The 25,996-nt window shown below is 72.2% G+C and carries 15 protein-coding genes; 8 read left to right on the top strand and 7 right to left on the bottom strand.

Going from position 1 to position 25,996, the window contains the following annotated elements:
- Positions 1-27 precede the first annotated feature (27 nt).
- A complete protein-coding gene (locus ACFYW9_RS03630) occupies positions 28-675 on the bottom strand; it encodes a TetR family transcriptional regulator (protein WP_389144219.1) in 648 nt (215 codons plus the stop codon).
- Positions 676-1,253: 578 nt separating this feature from the next.
- Here ACFYW9_RS03630 and ACFYW9_RS03625 point away from each other — a divergent pair.
- Together ACFYW9_RS03625 and ACFYW9_RS03620 are read left to right on the top strand one after the other, a co-directional pair.
- Positions 1,254-2,669: an alpha/beta fold hydrolase gene (locus ACFYW9_RS03625; protein WP_389144216.1), complete on the top strand. Its 1,416-nt coding sequence runs from the start codon at positions 1,254-1,256 to the stop codon at positions 2,667-2,669.
- 250 nt (positions 2,670-2,919) lie between these two features.
- Positions 2,920-5,733 carry a hypothetical protein gene (locus tag ACFYW9_RS03620; RefSeq protein ID WP_389144213.1) on the top strand — a complete coding sequence of 938 codons (2,814 nt, stop codon included), beginning with the start codon at positions 2,920-2,922 and terminating at the stop codon, positions 5,731-5,733.
- A gap of 194 nt (positions 5,734-5,927) precedes the next feature.
- Here the strand turns inward: ACFYW9_RS03620 and ACFYW9_RS03615 are convergent, their stop codons facing one another.
- Together ACFYW9_RS03615 and ACFYW9_RS03610 are read right to left on the bottom strand one after the other, a co-directional pair.
- Positions 5,928-6,758: an aldo/keto reductase gene (locus ACFYW9_RS03615; RefSeq protein WP_389144210.1), complete on the bottom strand. Its 831-nt coding sequence runs from the start codon at positions 6,756-6,758 to the stop codon at positions 5,928-5,930.
- Positions 6,759-7,027: 269 nt separating this feature from the next.
- Positions 7,028-8,182 (bottom strand): S1 family peptidase, encoded by a 1,155-nt coding sequence (locus tag ACFYW9_RS03610; protein WP_389144207.1) that lies wholly within the window; start codon positions 8,180-8,182, stop codon positions 7,028-7,030.
- 469 nt (positions 8,183-8,651) lie between these two features.
- On the opposite strand from ACFYW9_RS03610, the gene ACFYW9_RS03605 reads away from it, so the two are divergent.
- The 5 genes from ACFYW9_RS03605 (at position 8,652) to ACFYW9_RS03585 (ending at position 15,362) form a co-directional block, all read left to right on the top strand.
- The gene (locus ACFYW9_RS03605; RefSeq protein ID WP_389144204.1) at positions 8,652-9,767 is read left to right on the top strand and encodes a serine/threonine-protein kinase; all 1,116 of its coding nucleotides are present in this window, start codon (positions 8,652-8,654) and stop codon (positions 9,765-9,767) included.
- A 20-nt stretch (positions 9,768-9,787) separates the two neighbouring features.
- The gene (locus ACFYW9_RS03600) at positions 9,788-10,054 is read left to right on the top strand and encodes a hypothetical protein (RefSeq protein ID WP_389144201.1); all 267 of its coding nucleotides are present in this window, start codon (positions 9,788-9,790) and stop codon (positions 10,052-10,054) included.
- A gap of 188 nt (positions 10,055-10,242) precedes the next feature.
- Positions 10,243-12,027: a hypothetical protein gene (locus tag ACFYW9_RS03595; RefSeq protein ID WP_389144197.1), complete on the top strand. Its 1,785-nt coding sequence runs from the start codon at positions 10,243-10,245 to the stop codon at positions 12,025-12,027.
- Between the two features lie 134 nt (positions 12,028-12,161).
- Positions 12,162-14,255 (top strand): SpoIIE family protein phosphatase, encoded by a 2,094-nt coding sequence (locus ACFYW9_RS03590; RefSeq protein WP_389144194.1) that lies wholly within the window; start codon positions 12,162-12,164, stop codon positions 14,253-14,255.
- A 150-nt stretch (positions 14,256-14,405) separates the two neighbouring features.
- On the top strand, positions 14,406-15,362 hold the full coding sequence (locus ACFYW9_RS03585; RefSeq protein WP_389144191.1) for a YhjD/YihY/BrkB family envelope integrity protein: 957 nt from the start codon (positions 14,406-14,408) through the stop codon (positions 15,360-15,362).
- A 29-nt stretch (positions 15,363-15,391) separates the two neighbouring features.
- Here ACFYW9_RS03585 and ACFYW9_RS03580 read toward each other — a convergent pair whose 3' ends face one another.
- Entirely contained in the window at positions 15,392-17,461 is a 2,070-nt protein-coding gene (locus tag ACFYW9_RS03580; RefSeq protein WP_389144188.1) for a SpoIIE family protein phosphatase, read from the bottom strand.
- A 247-nt stretch (positions 17,462-17,708) separates the two neighbouring features.
- Between ACFYW9_RS03580 and ACFYW9_RS03575 the strand changes: the two genes are divergently transcribed.
- Complete coding sequence (locus ACFYW9_RS03575; RefSeq protein WP_389144185.1) at positions 17,709-20,201, top strand: SpoIIE family protein phosphatase; 2,493 nt, start codon at positions 17,709-17,711, stop codon at positions 20,199-20,201.
- 113 nt (positions 20,202-20,314) lie between these two features.
- On the opposite strand, the gene ACFYW9_RS03570 is transcribed toward ACFYW9_RS03575, so the two are convergent.
- The 3 genes from ACFYW9_RS03570 to ACFYW9_RS03560 form a co-directional block, all read right to left on the bottom strand.
- Positions 20,315-22,069, bottom strand: a complete 1,755-nt coding sequence (locus ACFYW9_RS03570; RefSeq protein ID WP_389144182.1) for a SulP family inorganic anion transporter — start codon at positions 22,067-22,069, stop codon at positions 20,315-20,317.
- A 52-nt stretch (positions 22,070-22,121) separates the two neighbouring features.
- Positions 22,122-24,845, bottom strand: a complete 2,724-nt coding sequence (locus ACFYW9_RS03565; protein ID WP_351860515.1) for an HAD-IC family P-type ATPase — start codon at positions 24,843-24,845, stop codon at positions 22,122-22,124.
- A 93-nt stretch (positions 24,846-24,938) separates the two neighbouring features.
- Positions 24,939-25,976, bottom strand: a complete 1,038-nt coding sequence (locus ACFYW9_RS03560; RefSeq protein WP_351860513.1) for a polyphosphate kinase 2 family protein — start codon at positions 25,974-25,976, stop codon at positions 24,939-24,941.
- Positions 25,977-25,996: the final 20 nt, after the last annotated feature.

The following is a 25,996-nucleotide window of genomic DNA, read 5'->3' as shown; positions in this document are numbered from 1 at the left end:
GTGGGTCCCGACGGGCCGTTGACGGCGTCAGTACGGCAGGCCCTCCGACGCCGCGCGGAGTGCGGCGTGCATGCACGCGGCGAGGTCCTCCTCCGAGGCCCGCGCCTCGTCGGCGAAACGTACGGCGAAGTCCTCCGCCGCCGCGCGCAGCGCGCCGTTGACGGTGGCCGCGTGCACCTTGACCCGCAGATCGTCGGTGCTCCCGCCGGAACGCCGGGCGAGGACTTCGGTGAGGACGGGCAGCGCGTCGTCATGGGCCTGGAGCCAGACGGCGCGCAGCGCCGGCTCGGTGGGGGTCATGCGGATCAGGTCGAGCACCGCGGGGTCGGCGGACGGCAGTGTCCCGTGGCGGCAGGAGCGGGTGAGGAAGTCCAGCAGGCCGGTCTCCGGCGGCCAGTGCCGCAGTTGATCCGTCGCCGCGTCGAGTCCCGCCGTCAGTAACGGGCGTACGCAGCTCTCCTTGGTCGGGAAGTGGCGCCACAGTGTGCGGGTCGAGACGCCCACCGCCTCCGCGATCTGGTCACCCGTGGTGTTCGTGACGCCCTGGGAGACGAACAGGCGCACGGCCTCACGGGCTATGTCCAGACGAAGAGCCTCCTTGCGCCGTTCGCCCAGTGACGGCCGCGCGGCCGCCGCGGCCTTCGTGGCCCGGTCTGCGGGTGCCGCTTCGCGCACCGTCGCCCCACCATCCCTGTCCGTCCGACCGGAGGCAGCATAGCGAGCCGTTCGGAAATGGCGCACGCAGACATCTTGTCACTGAGTGACATCCACTCCTACTCTCCTGATGTGACTCGGGAGTAACTAGCGGACGTCGAACGGGACTTCGACGTCCGCCGCTGCCGGGAACCGATACAGGAACAGGGCGGCACGGGACAGCGGGACACAGTACGGAACGGCGGAGCCGCAGCCACGAGCCCCCGGGCTCCGCCGAACACGACCCCCGAGCCCCGCCGCCCCACCCGCACGTCGGACGACGTGCGGGTGGACGCCGCACCACGCGCCGCCCGGCCGACGGCGCGTCGACGGTGTCTTCGTCCTGTCCACCTCCGCGATGCGGCCGGGCGGGGTCCCGTCCTGCCCGACTCCGCATCCCGGCACCGCTCTTCCCCCCCCCTCACCGACCCGTGACCGTCACCGGCAGTCCCGCGGTGACGGCCCCCGGCCGGCTCCCCAGCCACACCCGGCGTCACGCCATTGACGCCGTCGGCCGCCCGCACGACCCCCACGTTTTGACGAAGCAGGGAGTGAGCCGCATGGAACGACCCCACAGCACCCATCAGCCGCGTCCGGTGTCCGGCCGACGTCCGGAACGGGATCTGCCCTCCACACGCCCCGGGCCCGTCGCACGGAACCGAGGCCGCCTCCTCGCCACCGCACTCGCGGTACTCGCCTGTCTGAGCGTCCAGGCGATCCCCGCGGCGGCAGCCGGCACCGGCGACGTGGTGTCCCGTGGCGTGACCATCCCCGCGTTCTACACGCCGCCCGCGAACCTCCCCGCGGCCAACGGCGCCCTGATCCGCAGCGAACCCCTCCCCCTCGCGCTCAGCCTGCCCGGCCTCGACGGTCCGCTCCCCGGTACCGCGACCCGCCTGATGTACAAGTCGACCGACTCCAACGGACGGCCCGTCGCCGTGACCGGCGCCTACATCGAGCCCTCGGCCCGCTGGAAGGGCGACGGTCCGCGCCCCCTGGTGGCCGTGGCCCCCGGCACCATGGGCCAGGGCGACCAGTGCGCGGCCTCCATGGGTCTCGAACACCCGATCAGCCTGAACGACGAGACGGTTTCGGTCGGTTACGAAGACCTCTCGATCTACCGGCTCCTGGCCTCCGGTGTGGCGGTGGTCGTCACCGACTACGTCGGGCTGGGCGCGACCGACCGGCTCCACACGTACGTCGACCGCCTCGACGGCGGCCACGCGCTGCTCGACGCCGTCCGCGCGGCCCGCGCGCTGGCCGGAACCTCGGTCACCTCCGCCTCACCCGTCGGCCTCTTCGGCTACAGCCAGGGCGGCGGTGCCAGCGCGTCGGCGGCCGAACTCCAGCCCTCCTACGCCCCGGACATCACCCTGGCCGGCACCTACGCCGGCGCACCGCCCGCCAACCTCACCGAGGTGATCAAGGGCATCGACGGCAGCGCCCTCGCCGGCGCCCTGGGCTGGTCCCTCAACGGCTTCCTCCAGTCCGACCCCGATCTCCAGGACTTCGCGGACGCCCACATCAACGCCGCCGGGAAAGCCGCGCTGAACGACCTCTCCACGATGTGCGTCGGCGACGCGATCCTCGGATACGCGTTCAAGAAGAGCACCTCCTGGACGACGGACGGCCGCTCCGTCAGCGACCTCGTCGCGAGCACACCGGCCCTCCAGGCCACGCTCGCCGACCAGCGCATCGGCAATCTCAAGCCGACCAGTCCGGTACGCCTGGTCACCGGCGTCCAGGACGACATCGTTCCGCACGCCCAGGCCCGTCAACTCGCCGTCGACTGGTGCCGCAAGGGCGCCGACATCACGTACGACGCCATCGTCCTGCCGAACCTCGGCGACGGACTGCTCCTCAACCACGTCGCGCCCCTCCTCACCGACCAGGGCGACGCCATCTCCTGGCTGACCGACCGTCTCTCCGGCAAGCACGCCTTCTCCAACTGCTGGACGATGCCCCTCCAGCCCTGACCTGCCCGTGCGGGCCCCGGCGCCGATCCCCGGCGCCGGGGCCCGCACGCGTGGCCGCGAAAGAGAGCGCCACGCGCACCCTCCGTCTCGCCGGAATGCTCGAATCGGCTTCGCCGTAAGGGAGTTGAGAAGGAAGAACACGCCGGCGCGAGGCAACCCCCCGGCCTCCTCCTCCGTCCTCGTGGGACGGGGGAGCCCTTCGGGACCGACGTGGCGACGGGGGCGCATGCCGACCAGGAGGAGAAGAACCTTGTTCCGTGTCCGGCGAATAGGGGTCATCGCTGCGGTGTTGCTCGCAGCGGTCGCGGGATCGCCAGGATCGACCCAGGCGCAGTACGACACCGCCGGCTCCGCGCGGTCCGTGGGACCGGCCTCGGCCGAGGACGCCGACGGCGGACTTCCCGCCGGGTGGAGCCTCACCGGAGGGGGAGCGGCGCGACAGCTGGTCTGGCGCTCGGCCGGGCCGGTGCCCATGAGCGACTCGGGCGTCGCGTTCTATTCCGGGGACCGCTTCCTCGGCCGTCCCGTCGGCGCGCCGGACGGCCGTTCCTTCCGGCTCGCGCTGGGTGCGGCACGGTTGGGGAAGCCGTCCGGCCTCCAGGCACGGACCGGCGAACGGCGCCTGGACGCGGTGGGCGCCGGGCGGAACCGGTCCCTCGGGCCGAAGGAGCCCGGAAAACCGTCCGGGCTGTCGGACCGGCCGTCGACCCGGCTGCCGGTGAACGCCGTCGACCCCGGCAGGCCGGGCTCGTACCGGACGGCCACCGGTGACTACAAGCTCCCCTCGGTCCGCCTGCCCGGCCTGGCCGAGCGCGTGGAGATGCGCGCCGTGGTGGTCGCGCCCACGAACGCCCCGGGACACCGGCCGCTGGCCCTGTTCCTGCACGGCCGCCACGCCACCTGCTACGGCCGTGGCCACGACCCGGGTGGCGAATGGCCCTGCCCGGCGGGCAGCAGGCCCATCCCGAGCTACCGGGGTTACCTCGCCGACCAGAAGCTGCTGGCCTCGCAGGGATACGTGACCGTGTCCATCGCCGCCAACGGCGTCAACGGACAGGACTACGCGGCGGAGGACGGCGGCGCGCAGGCCCGGTCGTCGCTGGTGCGGCAGCACCTGGCCCGGTGGGCGGGCTGGTCCGCGGACCCGGCCTCCGCGCCCCCGGTCGTACGGCGGGCGGCTCCGGCGGACCTGTCACGTGTCCTGCTGGTCGGCCACTCGCGCGGCGGCGAGGGCGTGAACCGGGCAGCCATGGACAGCCTGTACGGAGCCCCGGCCGACCAGGACGGCTATCACGGGCCGGTGCGCTGGCGCATCCGCGGCACCGTCCTCATCGGCCCCACGATCTTCGGGCAGAACCCGGCGCCCGACGTCCCCTCCGCGACGATCCTGCCCGGCTGCGACGGCGATGTGTCCGACCTCCAGGGCGAGATGTACGTGGACGCGACACGCGGAGTCAGCCGCGGCGCCGCTCTGCACAGCGCCGTCTACATGGTCGGCGCCAACCACAACTTCTTCAACACCGAGTGGACCCCGGGCCAGGCCCAGGCACCGGCGGAGGACGACTTCTGGAACGGGGACGAGCGCGACCGGGTGTGCTCGCCCGGCACCGCCACGAGACTGACGGCACGTCAGCAGCAGACCGCCGGCGCGACGTACATCGCCGCCGCCGCGCGGCTGTTCGTCGCCGGTGACGACCGTGTACGGCCGCTGCTCGACGGTTCGGGGCGGCGCGCGCCCTCCGCCGGTCCCGTCCGGGTTCTCACCCACGCGGTCGGCGGACGCCGGACTCCGGCGTTCCTGCCGGACGGACAGGTCTCCGTCGACGGCGGCAGGCTGTGCGAGGAGGTGACCGAGTCCGTGTCGGCGGCCTGCCTCGGCTCCGGCCGGAGCGGTGTCTCGCCGCACTTCGCCACCTGGGCGCCGTCGCAGGAGCCGGGCCGGCGTGCCGTGGCACTGCGATGGACGTCCGCCGGTCACGCGGTCCGGGTCGGTTCGGCGCGGCCGGTCTCGATCGCCGGCTCCCGGGATCTGGCGCTGCGTCTGATCGTTCCGCCGAACACCAGGGACGCCCGGTTCGACATCGCCCTGACCGACACCTCCGGCCACCGGGCGACCCTGGGGCGGGTCCGTCTCGACGGTCTGCCCGGAACCGACCGAACCGCCTCCTTCTGGGCTCAGGAGGTCAGGCTGCCGCTGGCCGCCGCACTCCGCGCGGGGGTCGATCCGCACCGGGTGAAGTCCCTGGAGATCGTCCCGCGCACCGGCTCCGGACAGGCGTGGCTCATCGACGCGTGGGGATGGCGCGGCGGAACCCCCGCGGTCCGGGCGGCGGACCTGGTACGCGTCGACATCGGCCGGCTGAGCGTCGCGGAGGGCGAGTCGGGCGTGCGGACCTACCACGTGCCGGTGAAGGTCACCGGGCAGGGGAAGGGCACGGTCCGGCTGTTCGTCGCCGATCCGGACACGGGCCGGACCACGTCGCGCGAGGTGACCGTACGGCCCGGCGGCGAGAGCCCCGAGGTGCCGGTCGAGGTCCGGGGCAACGCGCGCTACGGCTACGACGTGTCCCACGACATCTTCGTGAAGGCGGTCCACGGTGCCGTGACCGGTGCCTACCGGGGGGGTGTGACCGCGTTGAACGACGATCCGGTGCCCACCGTCGAGGTGACCCCGGCCGCCGCCAGTGCCGTCGAGGGCGGGAGACTGACCTGGCGGATGTCCCTCTCCGCGGCGGCCGACGTGGAGATCGCGGCCGACGTCGTCGTCCTGCCCGTCGCCTCGGGCGCCGAACTGTCCACCACCGACGTCGATCCCCAGTGGCTGCGGAACAACACCGGCGAGGCACCACTGCCGTCACGGCCCCTGTCCCGGCTGAGCGGACTCTTCCTGTACCCCGACGTTCCGCCCGGCCGGACGAGCACCGAGATCACCATTCCCGTCGTCGCGGACACGGTGACCGAGCCCGCGGAGACGGTACGGCTGCGGCTGCGGGTCTACGACGAGGAGAACGGCACGCGGTACGACGGGCCGGAGTTCACCGGCACGGTGCGCGACGCGACGTAGCCCGCCGCCGGCCCGCGCGCCGGCCGGACCCGGGTCCTCTGGACCCGGGGCTCCGGCCGGCGCGCGGTGCGAGCGCTCAACTGCCACTGAACCGTTGAGGTGTTGAGGTGTTGAGGCGTTGAGGGGCTTGGGCCCTTGAGGCCTTGAGGCATCAAGGTGTTGAGGCGGCCCTGATTCGCGGAGCCTCGCGCCTTCTAGAACTCCTCGTGTGTCGTGGGGTCGCCGCCGAGGCGCCGGTGCGGACGGTCGCCGACGGCCGTCATCTCGGCGGGAGTCAGCTCGAACCCGAAGATGTCGAGGTTCTCCCGCTGGCGCCCGGGGTCGGCGGACTTGGGGATGGGCACCGCTCCGAGCTGTGTGTGCCAGCGCAGCACGACCTGCCCGGGCGTCACACCGTGGGTCTCGGCGATCTTCCCGAGCACGGGGTCGTCCAGGAGGGCGGAGCCACGGCCCAGGGGACTCCAGCTCTCCGTGATGATGCCCTTGTCGTCATGGAAGGCGCGCAACTCGTCCTGGGGAAGCAGGGGATGGAGTTCGATCTGGTTCACCGCGGGCACCACTCCGGTCTCCGCCTCCAGCCGGCCGAGATGTTCGGCCGTGAAGTTCGAGACACCGATCGCCCGCACCAGGCCCGCCGCGCGGAGCTCGATCATCGCCTTCCAGGAGTCCACGTACTTGTCGACGCGGGGCAGGGGCCAGTGGATGAGGTAGAGATCGACGTAGGAGAGTCCGAGGCGGACCCGTGACTCCTCGAAGGAGGCGAGTGTCTCCTTGTAACCGTGGTGCCTGCCCGGCAGTTTTGTGGTGACGACGATCTCCTCACGAGGGACGCCGGAGCGGGCGACGCCCCGTCCGGTGCCGGTCTCGTTGCGGTAGTTGGCCGCCGTGTCGACGAGCCGGTAGCCCATGCCGAGCGCGCGGCTCACCGCTTCCTCGGCCTGCGCGTCGTCCATCGGCCAGGTGCCGAGGCCGACAGCCGGGACCTTCGTACCGTCGTGGGCCGTGCGGCCCGGGATGCTGATCACGAGGAGCCCTTCCGAAGCTGGGAGAGGTACCCGCCCATGGTGCACGGCTGCCGCCGTCGCGGCGACGCGGGCACGCCGTCACCGGCAGGCCTCCGGCCCCGCTCGGCCGGAGGCCGGAAGCCGGAAGCCGGAAGCCGGAAGCCGGAAGCCGGAAGCCCGAAGCCCGAAGCCGGGGCCGGGGCCGAAGGCCGACGCGCCGCACCGCGCGTCCCGGACGACTCGCGGGTGCACCGGCCCGCTCGGCGGACGAGCGGGCCGGTGCGGTCGGGTCAGGCCATGTGCAGCCTGAGCCCGTAGCGGTTCAGGATCTCGTTCACGGGCTGGTACCAGGTCTCGCCTCCGCTGCTGCAGTTGCCCCAGCCGCCGGAGGTGACGCCCTGTGCCTGGTCGCCGCTGATGAACGAGCCGCCCGAGTCGCCGGGTTCGGCGCAGACGCTCGTCTTGGTCATCTGGCGCACCGCGCCCTGGCTGTAGTTGACGGTCTCGTTCTTCGCGAGGACGGTGCCGCAGTGCCAGTGGGAGGTCGAGCCGGAGCGGCAGATCGACGCTCCGACGGGCGCCTCGCCCGAGCCGCGGACGAGCTGGTCGGACACGGTGCCCCAGCCGAGGACGACGGGTACCGTCCACCACCCGCTGCCCACGTTGACCCAGGCGTAGTCGTTGTCCGGGAACGAGGAGCCCTGGAAGTTGCCGATGTAGCTGCCGTCCCAGCCGCGGACGGAGGCGCCCGGCTGGGCGCAGTGCCCGGCGGTGACGAAGCCGCCGTACACGGAGAAGCCTATGGAGCAGCGGACGTTGCCGGTGTAGTAGGGGTCACCGCCCACCGTGCCGGCCGCGAACGTCCTCGGAGCCTTGTCCGTCTGCCGCACGACGACGGGACCGGCCGCCCGGGCGCGGGCGACGAAGGACCGGACATCGTTGTCATCCTTGTGCGCGGACACCACGTCGACGACGACGGAGCCGGCCCGGGGGTCGACGTGCCAACTGCCCACGCCGGCCGGTGCGTGGAGCGCGTCGATGCGGGCCATGGTGGCGTCGAGCTGCCGTTGGCTGTGTTCGACGAGGGTGACGCGCGCGCCGGTCGCCTCCACGGCGTCCCGGGACGCGGCTTCGGTGACGGCCACGACGAGCTTGCCGCTCTTCGCGTCGAACCAGGAGCCGCCGTAGGCGGCGCCGGCCACGCGCTTGGCGGTGGCCTCGACGCCACGTGCGGCGGTTTCCTGGGCGAGTCGGGCGGTCGCCTGCCGCTCGGTGAGTCCGAGGTCGTGCTGCATGGCCGAGACGAGGGCCGAGGAGGCGGGTGCCCGGGATGTCGTGGCGGTGAGGGGGGCCTCGTCGGCCGCGGCCTGGGTGAGTCCGAGCGTCGCGGCGCTGACGAGCAGGCCGGCGGATAAGGCGGTACGCAGAACTGTGGTGCGTCTCACGGGAGTTGCCTTTCGTCGATCCGATGGTCGGTGAGTGGGGCGAAGGGCAGGAGAGAGCGCTCTCAGAGTTGCGTGAACGAGGGTAGTGGGAGGTCCTCACCAGGTCCATACCAATGCGCGGACCGCTTGCCCGGGGCGGTCCGAAGCGCGGGGCTTCCGTGCGTCCGCCCGCCGGGGCTGCTTCCCGGGTCGTCGCCGGCCCGCCCCTGGAGCGGTTCTCGGAGTCACTTTCCGTCAGTGTCCGGTGGCGCACCGAACGGTTCTCCGTGATCTTGAGGCCGAGGGTGAACAGCGTCTGATCACCCTCGTGTTGGCAGTAGGCTCAACCTGCTGCGGCGCCCCGATGATCACTCATGCTCGGTAGGGAATCGACCTGTGGCGATCGACGGAATCCCAACGGCGTGAGGATGAAGCACAAGTGCTGATAGCGGGGCGGTATCGGCTGCAGGCCACTCTCGGGCGGGGTGCGATGGGGGAGGTGTGGCGGGCCCACGACGAGATGATCGGCCGGTCCGTGGCCGTGAAACTGCTTCTCTCCCAGGACGCCGACCCGACGGCCGCGGCCCGGTTCCGTCTGGAGGCCCAGACCGCGGGCCTGCTCAACCATCGCCACGTGGTGGGTGTTCTGGACTTCGGGGCCTATGAGAACCGGCTGTTCCTCGTGATGGAGCTGGTCGAGGGCGACAGTCTCGCCGGTGTCCTCACCGACGCCGGGAGGCTTCCCGCCGACCGGGTCGCGCGGATCGCGGCCGAGGCCGCCGCGGGGCTGGCCGCCGCGCATCAGCAGGGCATCGTGCACCGGGACATCAAGCCGGGCAACCTGCTCCTGGACGCCGAGGGAAGTGTCAAGATCGGCGACTTCGGGATCGCCCGCTTCATGGACGATCCGGCGGGCGGTCTGACCGCGACCGGGCAGATCGTCGGCACCAGCCTGTACCTGGCCCCCGAACGGGCCCTGGGCAAGACCGCCGGGCCGCCCTCCGACATGTACTCGCTGGGCTGTGTCCTGTACCAGCTCCTCACCGGACGGCCTCCGTTCCAGGCGGGCAGCCCTGTCGCGGTCCTCCACCACCATCTCGACACCGCCCCCACCCCGCCGCGCGAGCTCGGCGCCGATCTGCCGCCCGCCTTCGAGAACCATCTGCTCGGCCTGCTCGCGAAGCAGCCCGAGGACCGGCCCACCGCGCTGGAGGCGGCCGCCTGGTACGGCTCGGGCTCCTGGCAGGGGCGTGCCGAGCCGCTCCCGGCGGTGATGCCGGAGCCGGGGCGCCACCGGCAGGCCGTCAGGGCCACGGGCCCCGCGACCACGTACGCCCTGCCGTCGGTGCTGAGGGACACCGCGGGCGGCGGGCACCGGTCGCGCCGACGCCCGCGCTCGGGGGTCGGCGAACTCCTCGCCGACCGGCGAAGAGTCGTGGGCGCGGCCGCCGGAGCCGTGGTCTTCCTGCTGGCGGTGCTCGTGGGCGTGGCGGTGTTCTCGCCCGACAGCAGCTCCGCGGAGACCCCGGAGCCGGGCTCGACCGGCGGGATCAGCACGTCCGCTCCCGCCCCCACGGAGCCGGCGGGCTCGGCCGCCGGCTCCTGACGGGACCGGAGCCGGCGAGGGTGCGGGGCGGGCCGCAGGCGCTGCGCCTGATCCCGCACCACCTCGAGGGCGCGGCGGGTGCCGGGAAGATCCAGGGCGCCACGCTGTCGGTGTCGTACGACGACGGCACCACGTGGAAGCCGGTCAAGGCCACCGGCAGGTCCGGTACCTGGACGGCCTGCTACGACGCCCCGCACCACGGCTACGTCTCGCTGAAGGCCGAGGGCTGGGACGACGCGGGCAACCGCATCACCCAGGAGGTGATCCGCGCCTACGGTCTGAAGTAGTCCGCGAACGGAGGCTGTCGCCCCGGACCACCGGTCGCCCCACCGGCGACCGAGCGGCGACAGCCTCCGTAAGCATGGGGGATCGGAGCTGTGTTCCCACCGGAGCGACAGCCTGTGTCCGCGCTCTCCGGGCAACCTATACGGGTGCCCGGCCGTCCTTTGGACGAGGATCCCGGAAGGGGGCGCCGATGGGGCTGGTGCGTGTACTGCTGCCGTTGCCGCGCGCGGCGGCCCGGCTCGGTCCCGGTGCGGGGCGGCGGCTGCTCGGCGCCGCGCTGACGCGCTGCGTGGTCCCCGGCTGGGTGCTGCTGCGGCCGCCCCCGCCGTGGCGTCGGCTGGCCTGGGCCGAGGAGGCGACGGCCGTGTACCGGGCGCTGGCCGAGAGCAAGGGCGCCCGCCCGCGCGACCGTGACCTGCTGGCGCGCAGTCTGGTCTGGCACGCCTACACGCTGGTGCTCGTCAACCGCTGCGAGCAGGCGTGCACGGTGCTGGACGCGTCCTCGGCCGTACCGGGCGCCCGGTGGTCGCCGGCGCAGCGGGCCCTGCGTCTGCACCTCCTGGCACAGGCGCAGTTCGGCCTGGCGCGACCGGACGACGCGCTGGTCTCGGCGGGGGAGTGCGTGGCCGCCTACCGCCGCCTCGTCCTCACCCGACGGGACCGGACCCTGGGCACCCTGCCGGGCGCGTTGCGCACCTACGCCCTGGTGCTGGCGGCCCTGAACCGCACGGAGGAGTCCGTGGCCGCCTACGAGGAGTGCGCCGGGCTGCTGCGGGACATGTCGTTGCGCGAGGTGAGCCACGCGATCCTGGTGCGTGTACGCGTGCTGTGCGAACTCACCGCGGGGCTGGTGGCACTGGGCCGGCACGAGGAGGCGCTGTCCGTCGGCAGGGAGGCCCGGGACGCCGCCGACCCGGTCATGCTGCGGGTCGCGCCCGAGGTCGTACGGCCGCTGCGGGTGAGGCTCTTCGCGGACCTGGCCCGTTGCCTGGCGGCCACCGGGGACCGGTCCGCCGCGCGCACGACCGCGGAGGAGTCCGTGGCCGAAGCGCGGACCCTGGCGGACCGGGACCGGACGGCGGGTGAACCCCTGCTCATCCTGGCGCTGGACTGCCTTGCCGACCGGCTCGGTGAACTCGGGCACCGGGACACGGAGTTGAACCGCCGACGGGAGGCGGTCGACCTGTGTGCCACGCTCGTCGCCGAACGGCCGGACACCCACGACTCCCTCCTCGCCGTCTGTCTGGAGCGGCTGGCCGCCTGCCACACGGCGGCGGGCGACCGCGGTGAAGCGGTCCGGGCCGGTGAACGCGCCGTGGCCGCGCACCGGCGTGCGGCGGAGTTCGACCCGATGGCGCACGAGCCGCAACTCGCGCGTGCATTGGAGGACTTGAGCCGGCTGCGACTGGACGACGGAGACCTCGGCGGCGCGGTCGGGGCCGCACGGGAGGCGGTCGCTCTCACACGCCGTCCGGCCGAGTCGGACCGGCCGGCCCACCACGCCGTGACGGCCCGCCGTCTACGGGTGCTCGGCCGTGCCCTCCGCCGCGCCGGCGACCACGGGGCGGCCGTCGCCTGCTACGCGGAGTCGGAGTCCATCCTCGCCGACGAGGCGGCGGGTGCCGAGACCGGCCGGTACGCGGCCTCCCTGGCCGCCGCCCGTTCAGGTCTCGCCCTGGCGCTCGGCGAGGAGGCCCGCGCCCATCTGGCCGAGGGCCGGGCCGACGACGCCGTCGCGGCGCTGCGCGCCCTGCTCTCGCTCACCCGCCGCACCGGCCGGACGGACGTCCACGCCCGCTGTGTCACCGCGTTCGCCGACGCCCGCGCGGAACACCCGGACGCGGTCGTCTCCGCCTGGACCCGAGCGACCGGGCAGGACTTTCCGACGTTCGTGTACCGCTCGTCCGGGGCCGGGGCCGGGGCCGGGGCCGGGGCCGGGGCCGAGGGCGGGGACCCGGAGGCGGGCGGGAACTGAGCGCGGCGGCCGAGCGGGCGGACGGGGGACCGCGGGGCCGCACCGGCGCTCCGGTCGCGCGTCGCCGGTGAGCGAATATGGTGGAACTCTGACAAAACGGAATGTATAGGTGGTCAACGGTCTACGGAAGTGTCATGGGTGCATCGCTGGACGGACATGGCCGGCCGGACGCGGAGCTGGACAAGGCCGTTCTCGGCGCGCTCTTCTCCGAGTCGACCGTGGGTCTGCACGTCCTCGACACACAGCTTCGTCTGGTGCGCTTCAACACGGCGGCCCGCTACGTCAAGGCGTTCGCCCTGGAAGAGGCGCTGGGGCGCCACCCGAGAGAGTGGGCCGGTGACTTCTACACCGGAAACTACGAGTCGACGCTGCTCGAGGTGCTGGAGACGGGTGTGCCCTCGCTGGACGTGGAGGTGCACGGCCATCTGAGTCCCGACCAGGCCGAGATCGTGCTGTCGGTCTCGTGCTTCCGGCTGGAGGACGCCACGGGCGCGGTCCTGGGGCTGGCGACGGCGGTGGTGGACATCACCGAGCGCAAGCGGGCGGCGGCGCGACTGGCCCTGCTGGAGCGGGCGGGCGGGCGCATCGGCACGACGCTGGACATCTTCCGTACGGCGCAGGAGTTCGCCGACGAGATGGTTCCCGCGCTGGCCGACACGGTCGTGGTCGAGGTCCTGGACTCCGTCCTGCGGGGCGAGGCCGGCGCTCCGGGCACGCTCTTCGAGTACGGGGCCCTGCGGTGCACGAGCCGTCGTTCCTCCGCCCTGGACGCCGAGCGGTACCTGCCCTCGATCGGCGAGGTGATCGGCCTGTCCGTGGCGACGCCCTTCGTGCAGTGCCTGTCCGACCTCCGGCCACGCGCCGTCCAGCGGCTGACCCCGGACGCGGACTGGATGGGCAGGGAGCCGGTGCGGGGGCGGCGTCTCACCGAGGCGGGGGCGCATTCGCTGCTCGTGCTGCCGCTCGTCGCCCGCGGCTCCGTGATCGGGCTGGCCCACTGCTACCGGGACCGCACCCCGCACGCCTTCGACGACGGCGACCTCGCGCTGGCCGCCGAACTCGCCGACCGGGTGGCCCTGTGCCTGGACAACGCCCGGCTGTACGCACGGGAGCGTTCGGCCGGGCGTGTCCTGCAGCTCAGTCTGCGGCCGGCCCGGGTCCTCGGCCACGACGCGGTCGAGACCGCCTACAGCTACTGCCCGCTGGGCGCGGGCGGCGACTGGTTCGACGTGATCCCGCTGTCCGGTTCGCGGGTGGCGCTGGTGACCGGCGACACGGTGGGCAGGGGCCTGGAGGCGGCCGCCACCATGGGCGAGGTGCGGGCCGCGATCAGCGCCCTGGCCGTCCTCGACCTGGCTCCCGAAGAGGTCCTGGAACGGCTGCACGCCCTGGTGACCCGGCTGCATGGAGAGCGGCCGCGGCGTCCGGACGCCGCACTGGACGACGCGCGCCAGGACACCACCTGCCTGTACCTCGTCTACAGCCCGGTGACCCGCCGCTGCTCGGTCGCCAGTGCGGGGCATCCGCCTCCGGTGCTCGCGCTGCCCGACGGGACCGTCGAATACGCCGTGGCGCCCGCCGGGCCGCCGCTGGGCCGTGGTCTGGCGAAGTACGGCAGCGCCGAGTTCGAACTCGCCGAGGGCAGCGTCGTCCTGCTGTCCAACACCGCCATGCTGCGTGCCGTCTCGGACGACCCGCAGGAACAACTGGAGCGTGTCGGCGACGCGCTGCAGCCGGTCGACCGGCCGCTTCAGGAGGTCTGCGACGAGGTGCTCTACAAGCTGGCACCGGAGGAGATGGAGAACGACGCCGTCCTGCTGCTGGCGCGTACCCGGGGTCTGGGACCGGACCAGGTCGCCTCGTGGACGCTGCCCAACCACCCCACGTCCGCCGGCGAGGCACGCTCCCGCGCCGAGCGCGCGCTGGCGGACTGGGGGCTGGAGCAGTACGCCTTCACCGTCACCCTGGTGGTCAGCGAACTCGTCACCAACGCGGTCCGGTACTCGGACGGTCCCATCTCCGTGCGCCTCATTCTCGACGGATCCGCGGTCGCCTGCGAGGTGACCGACGACAGCAGCACCGTGCCGCACCTCCGGCACGCCGAGGAGGTCGACGAGGGCGGCCGGGGCCTCTACCTCACCTGGCAGGTCAGCCGGCGCTGGGGAACCCGGCCCGAGTCCCGCGGGAAGACGATCTGGGCGGAGATCGCCCTGTCCGAGGAGGAGTGAGCGCGTCGAACGCCTGCCGGCCGCGGGGGACGGCCGGCCGGGTGGCTCCGCACGGGCCGCCCGGCCCGGACGCGGACGGCGGGCCGTGTCGGCCGTCCCGCCCGCGACGGCCGTCCGTTACGCTCGCAGCGCCATACCGGGCCTGATGACATGGAGGACAGGACGGCGGGGATCAATCGCGAGCGCCTCGTCAGGTTGCTGACGTTCTGGCTGCGTCCCGCGTTCGCGCTGCGCGTCGTCAGCCGGTTCCAGAAGATCGTGGGCTTCGACCGCTCGATGGCCCTGGCGTCCAGCGCGCTCACCGCGCTCATCCCCCTCACTATTCTCATCGGCGCCGTGCTGAGCAGTTTCTCGGACTACGACGCCGCCGACCGGATCATCCAGCGCTACGGCCTCACCGGTCAGGGCGCCGCGGCGGTCAAGTCGCTCCTGGCCCCCGCCGAGAGCGCGGGCGCGAGCGTGGGTGTCTTCGGGAGCCTGTTCCTGATCATCTCCGTACTGAGCTTCGCCCGCGCCTCGCAGCGGCTGTTCGAGCAGACCTGGGAACTGCCCCCGCTGAGTGTCCGCAACACGAGGAACGGCCTGTGGTGGATCCTCGGGCTCGCCGGCTACGCGGCCGTCACCGGGTGGATGCACGCGGTTCTCGGGGGGAGCAAGCTGGGCGTGGTGGCCTCGGTGTGCGAGATCCCGGTGAGCGTCGCCTTCCTCGTCTGGAGCGGCTGGGCGCTGTCCGCGAAGCGGATCCCCTGGCGCGATCTTCTGCCCTTCGGTGTCACGGCGGGCGTGGCGACCGCGCTCTACTCGGTGGGCGCGACCGTGTACCTGCCGCGCCTGTTCAACTCCTACGCCGCACGCTACGGGGCGGTGGGCGCCGTGTTCGCGATGATCTCGGCGCTCTTCGCCGCGATGTTCGTCATCGTCGCGTCGGCGGCCCTCGGGCACGAGATGCGCGATGAACTCGTCCGGATCCGCGCGGGCGACCGTCCCTCCGACGACGAGGTCCGCCGCGAGTGGGACAGCGTGGTCGAACAGGCCCGGTCACGGTGGCACACCACGCGCGAGCAGGTCTCCTCCCGCCGGCACTCCAAGGACACGGACAAGGGGTAGGGCCGCTTCGCACGGGCTGCTTCGCCGGGCTACTTCGCGCGGGCGACGAGCAGGGCGACGTCGTCGTGGTCGTCGGAGTTGCGCAGTCCGTACAGGAGCAGGTCGCAGATCTCCTCCAGCGGCCGGTCCGCCTCGTCGAGGAAGGAGAGAAGGACGTTCAGGCGGTCGTCGATGGGATGCAGCCTGGTCTCCACGAGACCGTCCGTGTAGAGGACGAGCAGATCGTCCGGGCCGAGTTCGACCGTGGTGGTCCCGAAGGAGATGCCACCGACACCGAGGGGGGCGCCCGGGGGCAGGTCCAGCAGTTCGGGGGCGGCGGCGGAACGCACCAGCGCGGGCGGCATGTGCCCGGCGTTGGCGATGCGGCACTGCCCGCTGTGGGGGTCGTACACGGCGTAGATGCACGTCACGATGTAGTGCTCCAGATCGCACGTGATCTTGTCGAGGTGCTGGAGCACATCGCCGGGGTCGAGGTCGAGGTCGGCGTACGCGCAGGTGGCGGTGCGCAGCCGGCCCATGGTGGCGGCGGCGTCGATTCCGTTGCCCATGACGTCGCCCACGACCAGCGCGGTCCGGTCGTCGGCCAGCGGTATCACGTCGTACCAGTCGCCGCCGACCTCGCTGGTGGCCTGCGCCGGCTGATAGCGGGACGCGACCTCCAGACCGGTGAGCCGGGGTGGATGCTGGGGCAGCAGGCTGCGCTGGAGCGTGACGGCCGTGTTGCGCACGCTCTGGAACCAGCGGGCGTTGTCGATGGCCACGGCGGCGCGGGTGGCCAGCTCACCGGCGAGCACCACGTCGTCCTCGTCGAAGGGGAGCGGATTGCGGGTGCGCTTGAGATCGAGGGCGCCGAGCACCTCGCCGTGCGCGATCAGCGGAACCGCGAGGTACGAGTGGACACCGGCCTGCGCCAGCAGGGCCGTGCCCTCGGCGTCGCGGGCGATGCGCGGCAGATCGTGCTCGCCGACGTGCCGCACCAGGACCGGCCTGCCGGTGTGGACGCACAGGGTCACCAGGCGGTCACCCTCGTACGTGGCCAGGTCGCCGGGAGGGTCGGCGGCGCGCAGGGCGACGGTGGGGTGCGAGGCCTTGAGGGCCAGGGCGCGGAAGAACTCCGGGCCGTTGTCCGGCCTGCGCTTGCGGCGGCAGGCCAGGACGGAGTCGAGAACGTCCACGGCGACCACGTCGGCCAGTTCGGGGGCGGCGATGTCGGCCAGTTCGCGGGCGGTCTGCTCCACCTCCAGGGTGGTGCCGACACGGGTGGAGGCGCTGGCGACGAGCGCGAGACGACGCCGCGCGCGGTCGGCCTCGGCGGCCGCGCGATGGCGTTCGGTGACGTCGACGACCGAGGCGGCCGCGCCCAGGATGCGTCCGCCCGGGTCCTCCAGCCGGTAGAAGGAGAGGGACCAGGCGTGTTCGTGGTCGGGATCGGCGGGCGGGCGGCCCACGTGGTACTGGTCGAGCAGCGGTGTGCCGGTGGTGAGCACCTGACGCAGTGCGGACTCGACGGTGTCCACGTCCGGGAACGGCAGTGTCTCCCGCAGATGACGGCCGACATGGTCCTCGGCGGGGATGCCGTCGATCCGTTCCAGCGCCGGGTTGACCATGAGATACCGCAGGTCGGGGTCCATCAGGGCCAGTCCGATGGGTGACTGGCTGATCAGCTGCTCGCACAGGGCCAGGTCGGTCTCGACGCGCTGGAGCAACGTGTGGTCGGCCGCGATGCCCAGGGCGTAGACGTCCCCGAGATCGTCCAGGAGCCGCATGTTGCGGAACTCCATGAGGCGGGTGCTGCCGTCCTTGTGCCGGATGGGGAACGCGCCCGCCCAACTGCGTCCCGTCTCCAGGACATCGGCGAACAGTTCGGTCACGGACTGCATGTGCTCGGGGTGGATGATCAGGCGCGCCGCGTACTTGCCGAGGGCCTCCTCCGCCGAGTACCCGATGAGCTCCTCGGCCTGCGGGGTCCAGAACACGATGCGCCCGTCGGCGTCGAGGACCAGTGCGCCCACGTTGAGGACGTCCAGCAGGCCGGTCGGCCGGGACCGTGCGGGTTCGAGACCGCCCGCACTGTCGGACTGCGTGGACTCGGCTGTCATCCCTGACCCTCCTCCACCGGCCGGCGCGATGTGCCGGGCTCCGTGGCCGCCGCCGGGCACGTGTGTGCCGGTTCCGGCCCTTCCATGCTGCGCCCTGCCCCCGGCCTTGCCCACTCCAGAGCGCCCATTGGCATGTTCAGGATGAGGGGTCGGTGCCGTGCGGTGCCGTGCCGGGGGGTGATCGTCCGGTGGGCCTGCACATCCGGCGGACAAGCAGGAACATGGTCGTGTAGAGGATGAGAGCTTCATGGTTTCTTCGCAGGAAGGTTCCGACGCGCCCGTGTCCCAAGGACCGGGCGATCCCCTTGACGCGTCCTCCGACGCGGCGGCGGTGGTGTCCGGCGAGGGGCTGGTGACGGCCTGGACCAGGGGGGCCGAGGCCCTTCTCGGCCGTCCGGCGGCCGAGATGGTCGGCTCACCGGCCGCGCGTCTGCTCGCGATGCCCAGGGACCCCTCGCGGGTGGCGGCGGTCGCCGAGCGCTGCCGCGGCGGAATGGGCTGGAGCGGACACATCCCCCTGTGGCACCGCGACGGCCGGCGCGTCGACGCCGACCTGCGCGTCTCCGCGTCGTTCCGCATGGGCGGGAGCGAGTGCTTCCTGATCTCGGCACGGGACCGCAGACGGCCGTGGACGGTGGGCCCGGCCTTCCTCGACGGGTTCCTGACCCGCTCGCCGGTCGGCATGGCGGTGCTCGATCTGCAACTGCGCTACGTCTGGATGAACGACACCCTGGAACACCTCGGCGGTGTGCCCCGCGAGCAGCGGCTCGGACGCCGGCTGACCGAACTGCTGCCCGGCCTCCAGGCGGAGACCATCGAGGGACTGATGCGCAAGGTCCTGGCGACCGGCGAGCCGATGATCGACTACGAGTACCTGGGATGGAGCTGGGCCGACCCGCACCGCCGGCACGCCTACTCCTCCTCCTTCTTCCCGCTGGTCGGCGTCGACAAGTCCTACACCGGCGTGTGCTACACGGTCCTGGACGTCACCGACCGATGGAACGCCCGGCAGATCCTGTCGCTCGTCAACGAAGCCGGGACCACCATCGGCGGGACCCTCGACGTCATGCGGACGGCCCAGGAGATCGCCGACTTCGCCGTTCCGCGGTTCGCGGACTTCGTCATCGTCGACCTGCTGGAATCCGTCCTCAGCACCGAGGGCCACGGAGCCTGGCTGTCGGACGCGGGACCCGCACCCGCCAAGCCGATGATGCGGCGCGCGGGCATGAGTTCGGTGCGGGAGGGGTGCCCGGAGGCCGTGGCCCGGATCGGCGACCGGGCGGACTTCCTGCCGCCGCCCCACGACGTGCACCTGCTCACCAACGGCGAGCCCGTCCTCATCCAGGTCCTCGACCCGGACGACGACCTGTGGATCGCCGAGGAGCCCGAGAGGGCGGCCAGCATCCGCCGGTACGGGCTGCACTCCCTCATCTCCGTGCCGATGCGGGCGCGCAACACCGCCCTCGGACTCACCACGTTCCTGCGCTCGCTCAACCCGGTCTCGTTCCAGCCCGACGACGTCCTGCTGGCACGCGAGGTGGTGGCGCGCGCGGCGCTGTGCGTCGACAACGCCCGCCGCTACACCCGCGAACACACGGCGGCGGTCACCCTCCAGCGCAGTCTGCTGCCCCACGCCCTGTCAGGGGGGACAGCCCTGGAGGTGGCCTCCTCCTATCTGCCGGCGGACCCGAGCGGCGGCGTCGGCGGCGACTGGTTCGACGTCATCCCGCTGTCCGGGGCCCGGGTCGGCCTGGTCGTCGGCGACGTGGTCGGCCACGGCATCACCGCGGCGGCCACCATGGGCCGGCTGCGTACCGCGGTGCAGACCCTCGCCGACATGGAACTGCCCCCCGACGAACTGCTGGCGCACCTCGACGACCTCGTGCTCCGGCTCAGCGAGGAGCGCGGCCAGGAACAGCGGGCCGACCTGACCACCACCGAACAGGACGCGGACCGGAGCACCACCGCGTCCTTCCTCGGAGCGACCTGCCTGTACGCCGTCTACGATCCCGTCACCAGGCGCTGCACGATGGCCAGGGCCGGACACCCGCCCCCTGTCTTTGTCGCCCCCGACGGGCGCGTCTCCTACCCCGAACTGCCCGCGGGTCCACCGCTCGGCCTCGGCGGGATGGCCTTCGAGAGCCGGGAGATCGAGCTCGAGGAGAACAGCCTGATCGGCCTCTTCACCGACGGCCTCGTGGCGGGAGCGCACTACGACATGGAACTCGGCATGGCGCAGCTGGGAGAGCTGCTCGCCCGGCCCGATCCCGACCTCGAAGCGCTGTGCTCGGCCGCGGTACGGCAGCTCGTGCCCGTACCGCAGCCCGATGACATCGCCCTGCTCCTGGCCCGCACCCGCTCCCTGGGGGACGACCACGTCGTCTCGTGGGAGGTGCCGGTGGACCCGGCCGCCGTCTCCGAGATGCGGGCCCGCGCCACCCACGTCATCGAGACATGGGGCCTCGGGGAACTGACCATGACCACCGAACTCATCGTGAGCGAGCTCGTCACCAACGCGATCCGCTACGCCGTACCGCCCATCCGGCTACGGCTGCTCTGCGACACCCGGCTGACCTGCGAGGTCTCCGACGCCAGCAGCACCGCCCCACGGCTCAGACACGCCCGGAGCACGGACGAGGGCGGCCGGGGCCTGTTCCTGGTGGCCCAGCTCTCCCATCGCTGGGGCGCCCGTTACACGGCGGACGGAAAGATCATCTGGGCCGAACAGGAGATCCCCTGAGGATTCCCGCCGCATTCCGAACGACAGCCCCTAGGGCGTGTCCACAAAGTCGCGTCGTCCGCCCGGAGGGCGTGCCAGGCGTCGCCGGGCAGGCGCGACTTTGCGGACGCGCCCTAGGGCTGGGGGTCGGCGTCCTCGTCGCCCGGATCGACGCCGTGGTCGCGGCACCAGGAACGGTAGGCGGCGACCGCCGTGGGCAGGGTGGGGAAGATCCGCTCCTCGCCGACGGACGCGCTCAGCCCGTAGGCGTCCAGATCGTCCCGCAGATCCTGCTTGACCCGGGCCATCGCGAACTCGACGCCCCGGTCCCCGAGTTCCCGGCGCAGCTCGTCCACCGAGTCCAGGGCGGTGATGTCCACCTCCACGTTGGCCTCCGCGTTGAGGACGAACCACCTGACGGGGACCTCCTGTTCGGCCACCGCGGCGAGGGCGCTGCGCCGGAAGTCCTCCGCGTTGGCGAAGAACAGCGGGGAGTCGTAGCGGTAGACCACCAGACCCGGGATCACCCGGGCGTCCGGGAAGTCGTCGACGTCGTGCATGCCCGCGAGGCCCGGTACCAGCCCCTGGACCGCGTCGTGCGGGCGTGCCACCCGGCTCAGCAGCTCGGCCACCGACAGACCCACGGCCACCAGCACCCCGTAGAGGATGTCGAGAGCGAGGACGCCGACGAGACAGCCGAGGGCCAGCAGGAGCTCCCGGAGCCGGAAGCCCGCCAGCCGCCGGAAGCCCGCCAGGTCGATCATCCGGATCGCGGCGTAGACGACCAGCGCGCCGAGGACGGCCGTGGGCGTGTCCGTGAGCAGGGGACTCAGGAACAACAGCACGGCCAGCACGAGGAGCCCGGCCGTGAGCCCGTACACCTGGGTGCGCCCGCCCGCGGACTGCGCGAGGGCCGTACGGCTGGCGCTGCTGCTCACCGGGAACCCCTGGAGGGTGCCCGCGCCGAGGTTCGCGGCGCCCAGGGCCAGCAGTTCCTGGTTCGCGTCCATCGCCGTACCGCCGTCGTCGGTCGTGAAGGCGCGCGCGGTGAGGATGAAGTCGGTGTACCCGACGAGCAGGACGCCGACCGCGGGCAGCAGCAGTTGGGGCAGGGTGTCGAGCGGGGGGAGGTCCGGGCGGGGGAGTCCGGCCGGGATCTCCCCGATCACCGCGAGGCCGTGGTCCGCGAGGCCGAAGGCCGCGACCACGGCCGTACCGGCGACCAGGACCAGCAGCGGCCCGGGGACGCGCCAGCGGAAACGCGTGGCCAGGTAGAGGACGACCAGCGTCGCCGCGCTGAGAATCACCGTGGCGGGATGGACCTCGTCCAGGTTCCCGAGGAAGGAGGCCAGTTTCGGGAAGAACTCCGAACCGTCCGTCGGCACACCGGTCAGCTTCGTGAGCTGATCCACCATCATGATCAGTGCCACGCCCGCCAGATACCCGATCAGCACCGGCCGGGAGAGCAGATCGGCCACGAAGCCCAGCCGCGCCGCCCACGCCACCACACACATCAGCCCCACGGTGACGGCGAGCGCCGAGGCCAGCACCGCGTACCGCTCCGGATCGCCGCCGGCGAGCGGCCCCACGACGGTCGCGGTCATCAGCGCCGTCGTCGACTCGGGCCCCACCGACAGGAGCCGGGACGAACCCACGAGGGCGTACAGCACGATGGCGGGCAGGATCGCCCACAGACCGACGACGGGCGGCAGCCCGGCGACGCTGGCGTACGCCATCACCTGCGGCACCAGATAGGCCGCGACCGTCACCCCGGCCAGCAGGTCTCCGCGCAGCCAGCTCCGCCGGTAGTGCCTGAGCACAGGGAGGCCGGGCAGCGCCGGCACAGGAGGGCGCCACCCTCCGCTCGGGATGCCGTGGTGCTTCGACACGGGCCAGTCCTTCGGATCGCGCCGACGGGGTCATGGGCAGGGGCCCGCGTGGTCAGCCGGTGGCCCGTGCCCTGCGGGCCAGGAGCTTACCCACCTCCCACACGACCAGGAACGCGACGGCGGACAACAGGGCCCAGCCGAACTGCCGCAGGTCGATCTCCGTGGTGCCGAGGATGCGGCGGAACCCGTCCATCTGCGTCACCGCGACCGCGAGGACGAACTGCGCGAGCGCCGTCCAGTTCATCTGCTTGCTGTCGAAAGTGCTCGGCGTCAGCACCGAATCCGTCTCGCTGCGGCATTCGAACGCGGCCACGATCAGGCACAGCGCGAACGCCGTGAACGCGATCGAACTGCCGATGCCGACGCTGTCGTAACGGGATTCGCCCAGCTTGATCAGCCCGAGCAGGATCAGGGTGATCGCCAGCCCGCTGAGCCCGACCGTCACCATCACGGGCCGGGTCAGCACCGACTCGCCCCGGGGACGCGGCCTGCGCCGCATGAGCCCCGCGCTCTCCTTGTCGAAGCCCAGCGCGAAGCCGAACGAGGCGTTGACCACGAAGTGGATCCACAGCACCTGCGGCGGGGTGAAGGGTTCACCGGCCGCGATGTTGAAGATGGTCGCCCCGAGGAAGGTCAGGACGAACGTGACCAGCAACAGCAGCACGAAGCGGATGTACTTGGTGAGGTTGTCGTAGAGCTTGCGGCCCTGTTCCACCGCGTAGACGATCGTCGTGAAGTTGTCGTCGGACAGGATCATCCGCGCCGCGTTCTTCGCCACGTCGGTGCCGCTGCCCATGGCGATGCCGATGTCGGCGGCCTTGATGGCGGGGGCGTCGTTGACCCCGTCGCCGGTCATCGCGACGACGGCGCCCTTCTTCTTGAGCGTGTCCGCGAGCAGCACCTTGTGTTCGGGCGCGACCCGTCCCACCACACCGATGCCGTCGATACGGGCCAGCCGCTCGCTCTCCGGCAGCGCGGCGAAGTCGGCTCCGAGGACGGCCTCGCCGGGAATGCCGAGCTGCCGGGCGATGGCGGCTCCCGTGGTGACGTCGTCCCCGGTCACCATGCGGACCCGGATGTGGGCCGCCTGGGCGCTGGCCACGGCGGCCTTGGACTCCTCACGCGGCGGGTCGACCATCCCGACCAGACTCGTCATCCGCAGCCCGATGACGTACCCGAGCAGGTCCCCGTCCGGATCGAACTCGGCCGGGTCCAGATCCCGGGTCGCCGCCGCCATCACCCGGCGCCCCTCCCCGCCCATGCGCTCGCCCTGTTCGTCGGCGCGCCGGCTGAGCTCGGCGTCCCACGGGACGGTCGCGCCGCCCGACAGCGCGGTCGTCGCGCGGGCCTGCACCGCCGGAGCCGCGCCCTTGACGAAGCAGCGCACCACCGGACGCCCGGACGGGTCCACCGTGGAGTTGAAGGTGGCCATGAGCTTGTAGCCGGGGTCGAAGGGCAGCGTGGCGAGCCGGGGGAGCCGCTCGCGGGTGGCCTCGATGTCCAGCCCGGCCTTGTGGGCCAGCACCAGGAACGCGCCCTCGGTGGGATCGCCCACGACCTCGCCGTCCACCAGCTTGCCGTCGTTCGCCACGAGGTACGGGAGGATCGCCTCCTCGATGCCCGCGGAGGAGCCCGCGGCATGGTGGATCCTGCCTTCGAGGCCGTAACCCGTGCCCGAGACGGTGTAGCGGTCGGTGGGCGTCACCACCTCCACCGCCGTCATCTGGTTCATGGTCAGGGTGCCGGTCTTGTCCGAGTTGATCGCCGACGTGAACGCCAGGGTCTCGACGGACGGCAGCTCTTTCACGATCGCGTTGCGCTTCGCCAGACTGAGGCTGCCGACGGACAGGATCGCCTGGGTCACCGTGGGCAGGGCCTCGGGAATGGCGGCGATGGCCAGCGAGACCGCGCTGACGAACAGGGCGTCCCACGCCTGGTCGCGGCGGTACCCGAGCGCGAACATCACGATCATGGTCAGGCCCGCGGCGGCCGTGATCCACAGCGTCAGCGTGTCGAGTTCCTTGGTGAGCGGCGCCTCCTCCCTCTCGGTCGCCGACAGCATCTCCGAGATCTTTCCGAGCTCGGTGCCCTCACCCGTCCCGGTCACGATCACGAGACCGCTGCCGTGGGTGACCGGGGTGTGCATGAACGCCATGTTCGACTGATCCCCCGGCCCCAGCAGGATCTTCGGCAGGGTCGTGGCGTCCTTCGACGCGGGGACGCTCTCACCGGTGAGGGCCGACTCGTCGATCTGGAGCGCGTGCGCCTCGATGATCCGCCCGTCCGCCGGAACCTGGTCCCCGGCGGAGATGTGCAGGACATCGCCGACGACCACCTGCTCCGCCGGGATCTCCGACTCGCTCCCGTCACGCCTCACCCGGGCCGTCGCCGTGAGCATGGACTGGAGCGCGTTCATCGCGCTCTCGGCCTTCCCCTCCTGACGCAGGCCCACGACCGCGTTCAGCAGGGTCAGCAGCACGAGCAGGATCGCGGTGCTCCACTCGGCGATCGCCAGCGAGACGACCGCGGCCACCAGGAGGACGACCTGCATATAGCTGCGGTACTGCTCGACGAACCGCCGCCACGCCGGCTTCGGCTTCTCCTCCGGCAGCGTGTTCGGCCCGTTCTCGGCCAGCAGTTCGGTGACCCGGGCGGCGGTGAGTCCGGACGTGGGGTCGACGCCGAAAGCCGACGCGACGTCCTGTGGATCACGCGCGTACCAGAGCTCCGGAGCGACGCGCTCCGGAGCCTTCGGGCCGCTCGACTGCATCGCCATCTCAGCACTCCGATCTGGATCCGGTCCGCCGTCCCTGTCCTGGCCCTGTCCCCGCCGTCCTGGCCCTGTCCCCGCCTCGGGAAAGTCAGGGACCTACTTCCGCTTGTGCTTCCCGGTCCGCGAGTCCGCGCCGGATGCGTGCCGCCCCTTCGCGCCACGGCCGTCACGTCGCTGTCCCCCGCCCGCCCCGGGAACCGGGTGGCGGGCCGCGTACGGATCGGCCGGCGCACCCTTGGGAGCGTCGGCCTCCAGTTCCCGCCTCGCGGCCCGGAGATCCTTGCGGGCCTCCTTGCCGACCACCGGGTAAGCGGGGTCGATGTCCATGAGCGTGTGAACCAGTACCGCCGCCGTGCAGATGCGCGCGAACCACTTCCGGTCCGCCGGGACGACGTACCAGGGCGCCCACGGCGTACTGGTCCGCGAGAGCATCTCGGAGAACGCCCGCTGGTACTCGTCCCACCGTCGGCGCTCCCGGACGTCGGCGGCGGAGAACTTCCAGTTCCGCTCCGGCAGGTCGAGCCGCTTCATGAAACGGGTGCGCTGTTCCTCCTTGGACAGGTTCAGGAAGATCTTCACGACCTTGAACCCGTTGTCGGTGAGGTAGCGCTCCCAGTCGTTGACGGCCCGGTAGCGGCGGTCCCAGATGTCCGGTCCGCGCGCGTCCGCCGGCAGCCGCTGCCGGTCGAGGACCTCCGGATGGACCCGGACGACGAGGACCTCCTCGTAGTGCGAACGGTTGAAGATCGCGATGTCGCCGCGGGCGGGCAGCCTGGCCGCGTACCGCCACAGGTAGTCGTGGTCGAGCTCCTCGGCGGAGGGCTGTTTGAAGCTGCTCACCTTGACGCCCTGCGGGTTCACCCCGCTCATGACGTGCCGGATCGTGCCGTCCTTGCCCCCGGCGTCGAGTGCCTGAAGACACAACAGGACGCCGTACGTGTCCTGGGCCGCCAGCCGTTCCTGGTACTCGGCGAGCAGTGACACGCCCGTGCGCAGCAGATCCACCCCCTGCTTCTTCTTCAGGCCGCCCTTGTACCGGGGGTCGAAGTCCTCGCCCAGGTTCACCCGTGACCCCGGCTCGACCCGCAGCGGCTCGATGAGCCTCGCGACGCGTTCGGCCCTGGCATCCGTCATGACGACCCGCCTCTTCTCCT

Origin of the sequence: Streptomyces sp. NPDC002698 (genome assembly GCF_042888945.1) — a bacterium.
Classification (GTDB): Bacteria; Actinomycetota; Actinomycetes; order Streptomycetales; family Streptomycetaceae; genus Streptomyces.
This window is presented reverse-complemented; position numbering and strand designations above follow the sequence as displayed.

Excerpts from the sequence above, each read along its gene's own strand:
- ACFYW9_RS03625 (WP_389144216.1), top strand. The coding sequence starts at position 1,254 with ATGGAACGACCCCACAGCACCCATCAGCCGCGTCCGGTGTCCGGCCGA.
- ACFYW9_RS03605 (WP_389144204.1), top strand. The coding sequence starts at position 8,652 with ATGGGGGAGGTGTGGCGGGCCCACGACGAGATGATCGGCCGGTCCGTG.
- ACFYW9_RS03595 (WP_389144197.1), top strand. The coding sequence starts at position 10,243 with ATGGGGCTGGTGCGTGTACTGCTGCCGTTGCCGCGCGCGGCGGCCCGG.
- ACFYW9_RS03590 (WP_389144194.1), top strand. The coding sequence starts at position 12,162 with ATGGGTGCATCGCTGGACGGACATGGCCGGCCGGACGCGGAGCTGGAC.
- ACFYW9_RS03585 (WP_389144191.1), top strand. The coding sequence starts at position 14,406 with ATGGAGGACAGGACGGCGGGGATCAATCGCGAGCGCCTCGTCAGGTTG.
- ACFYW9_RS03580 (WP_389144188.1), bottom strand. The coding sequence starts at position 17,461 with ATGACAGCCGAGTCCACGCAGTCCGACAGTGCGGGCGGTCTCGAACCC.
- ACFYW9_RS03575 (WP_389144185.1), top strand. The coding sequence starts at position 17,709 with ATGGTTTCTTCGCAGGAAGGTTCCGACGCGCCCGTGTCCCAAGGACCG.
- ACFYW9_RS03565 (WP_351860515.1), bottom strand. The coding sequence starts at position 24,845 with ATGGCGATGCAGTCGAGCGGCCCGAAGGCTCCGGAGCGCGTCGCTCCG.
- ACFYW9_RS03560 (WP_351860513.1), bottom strand. The coding sequence starts at position 25,976 with ATGACGGATGCCAGGGCCGAACGCGTCGCGAGGCTCATCGAGCCGCTG.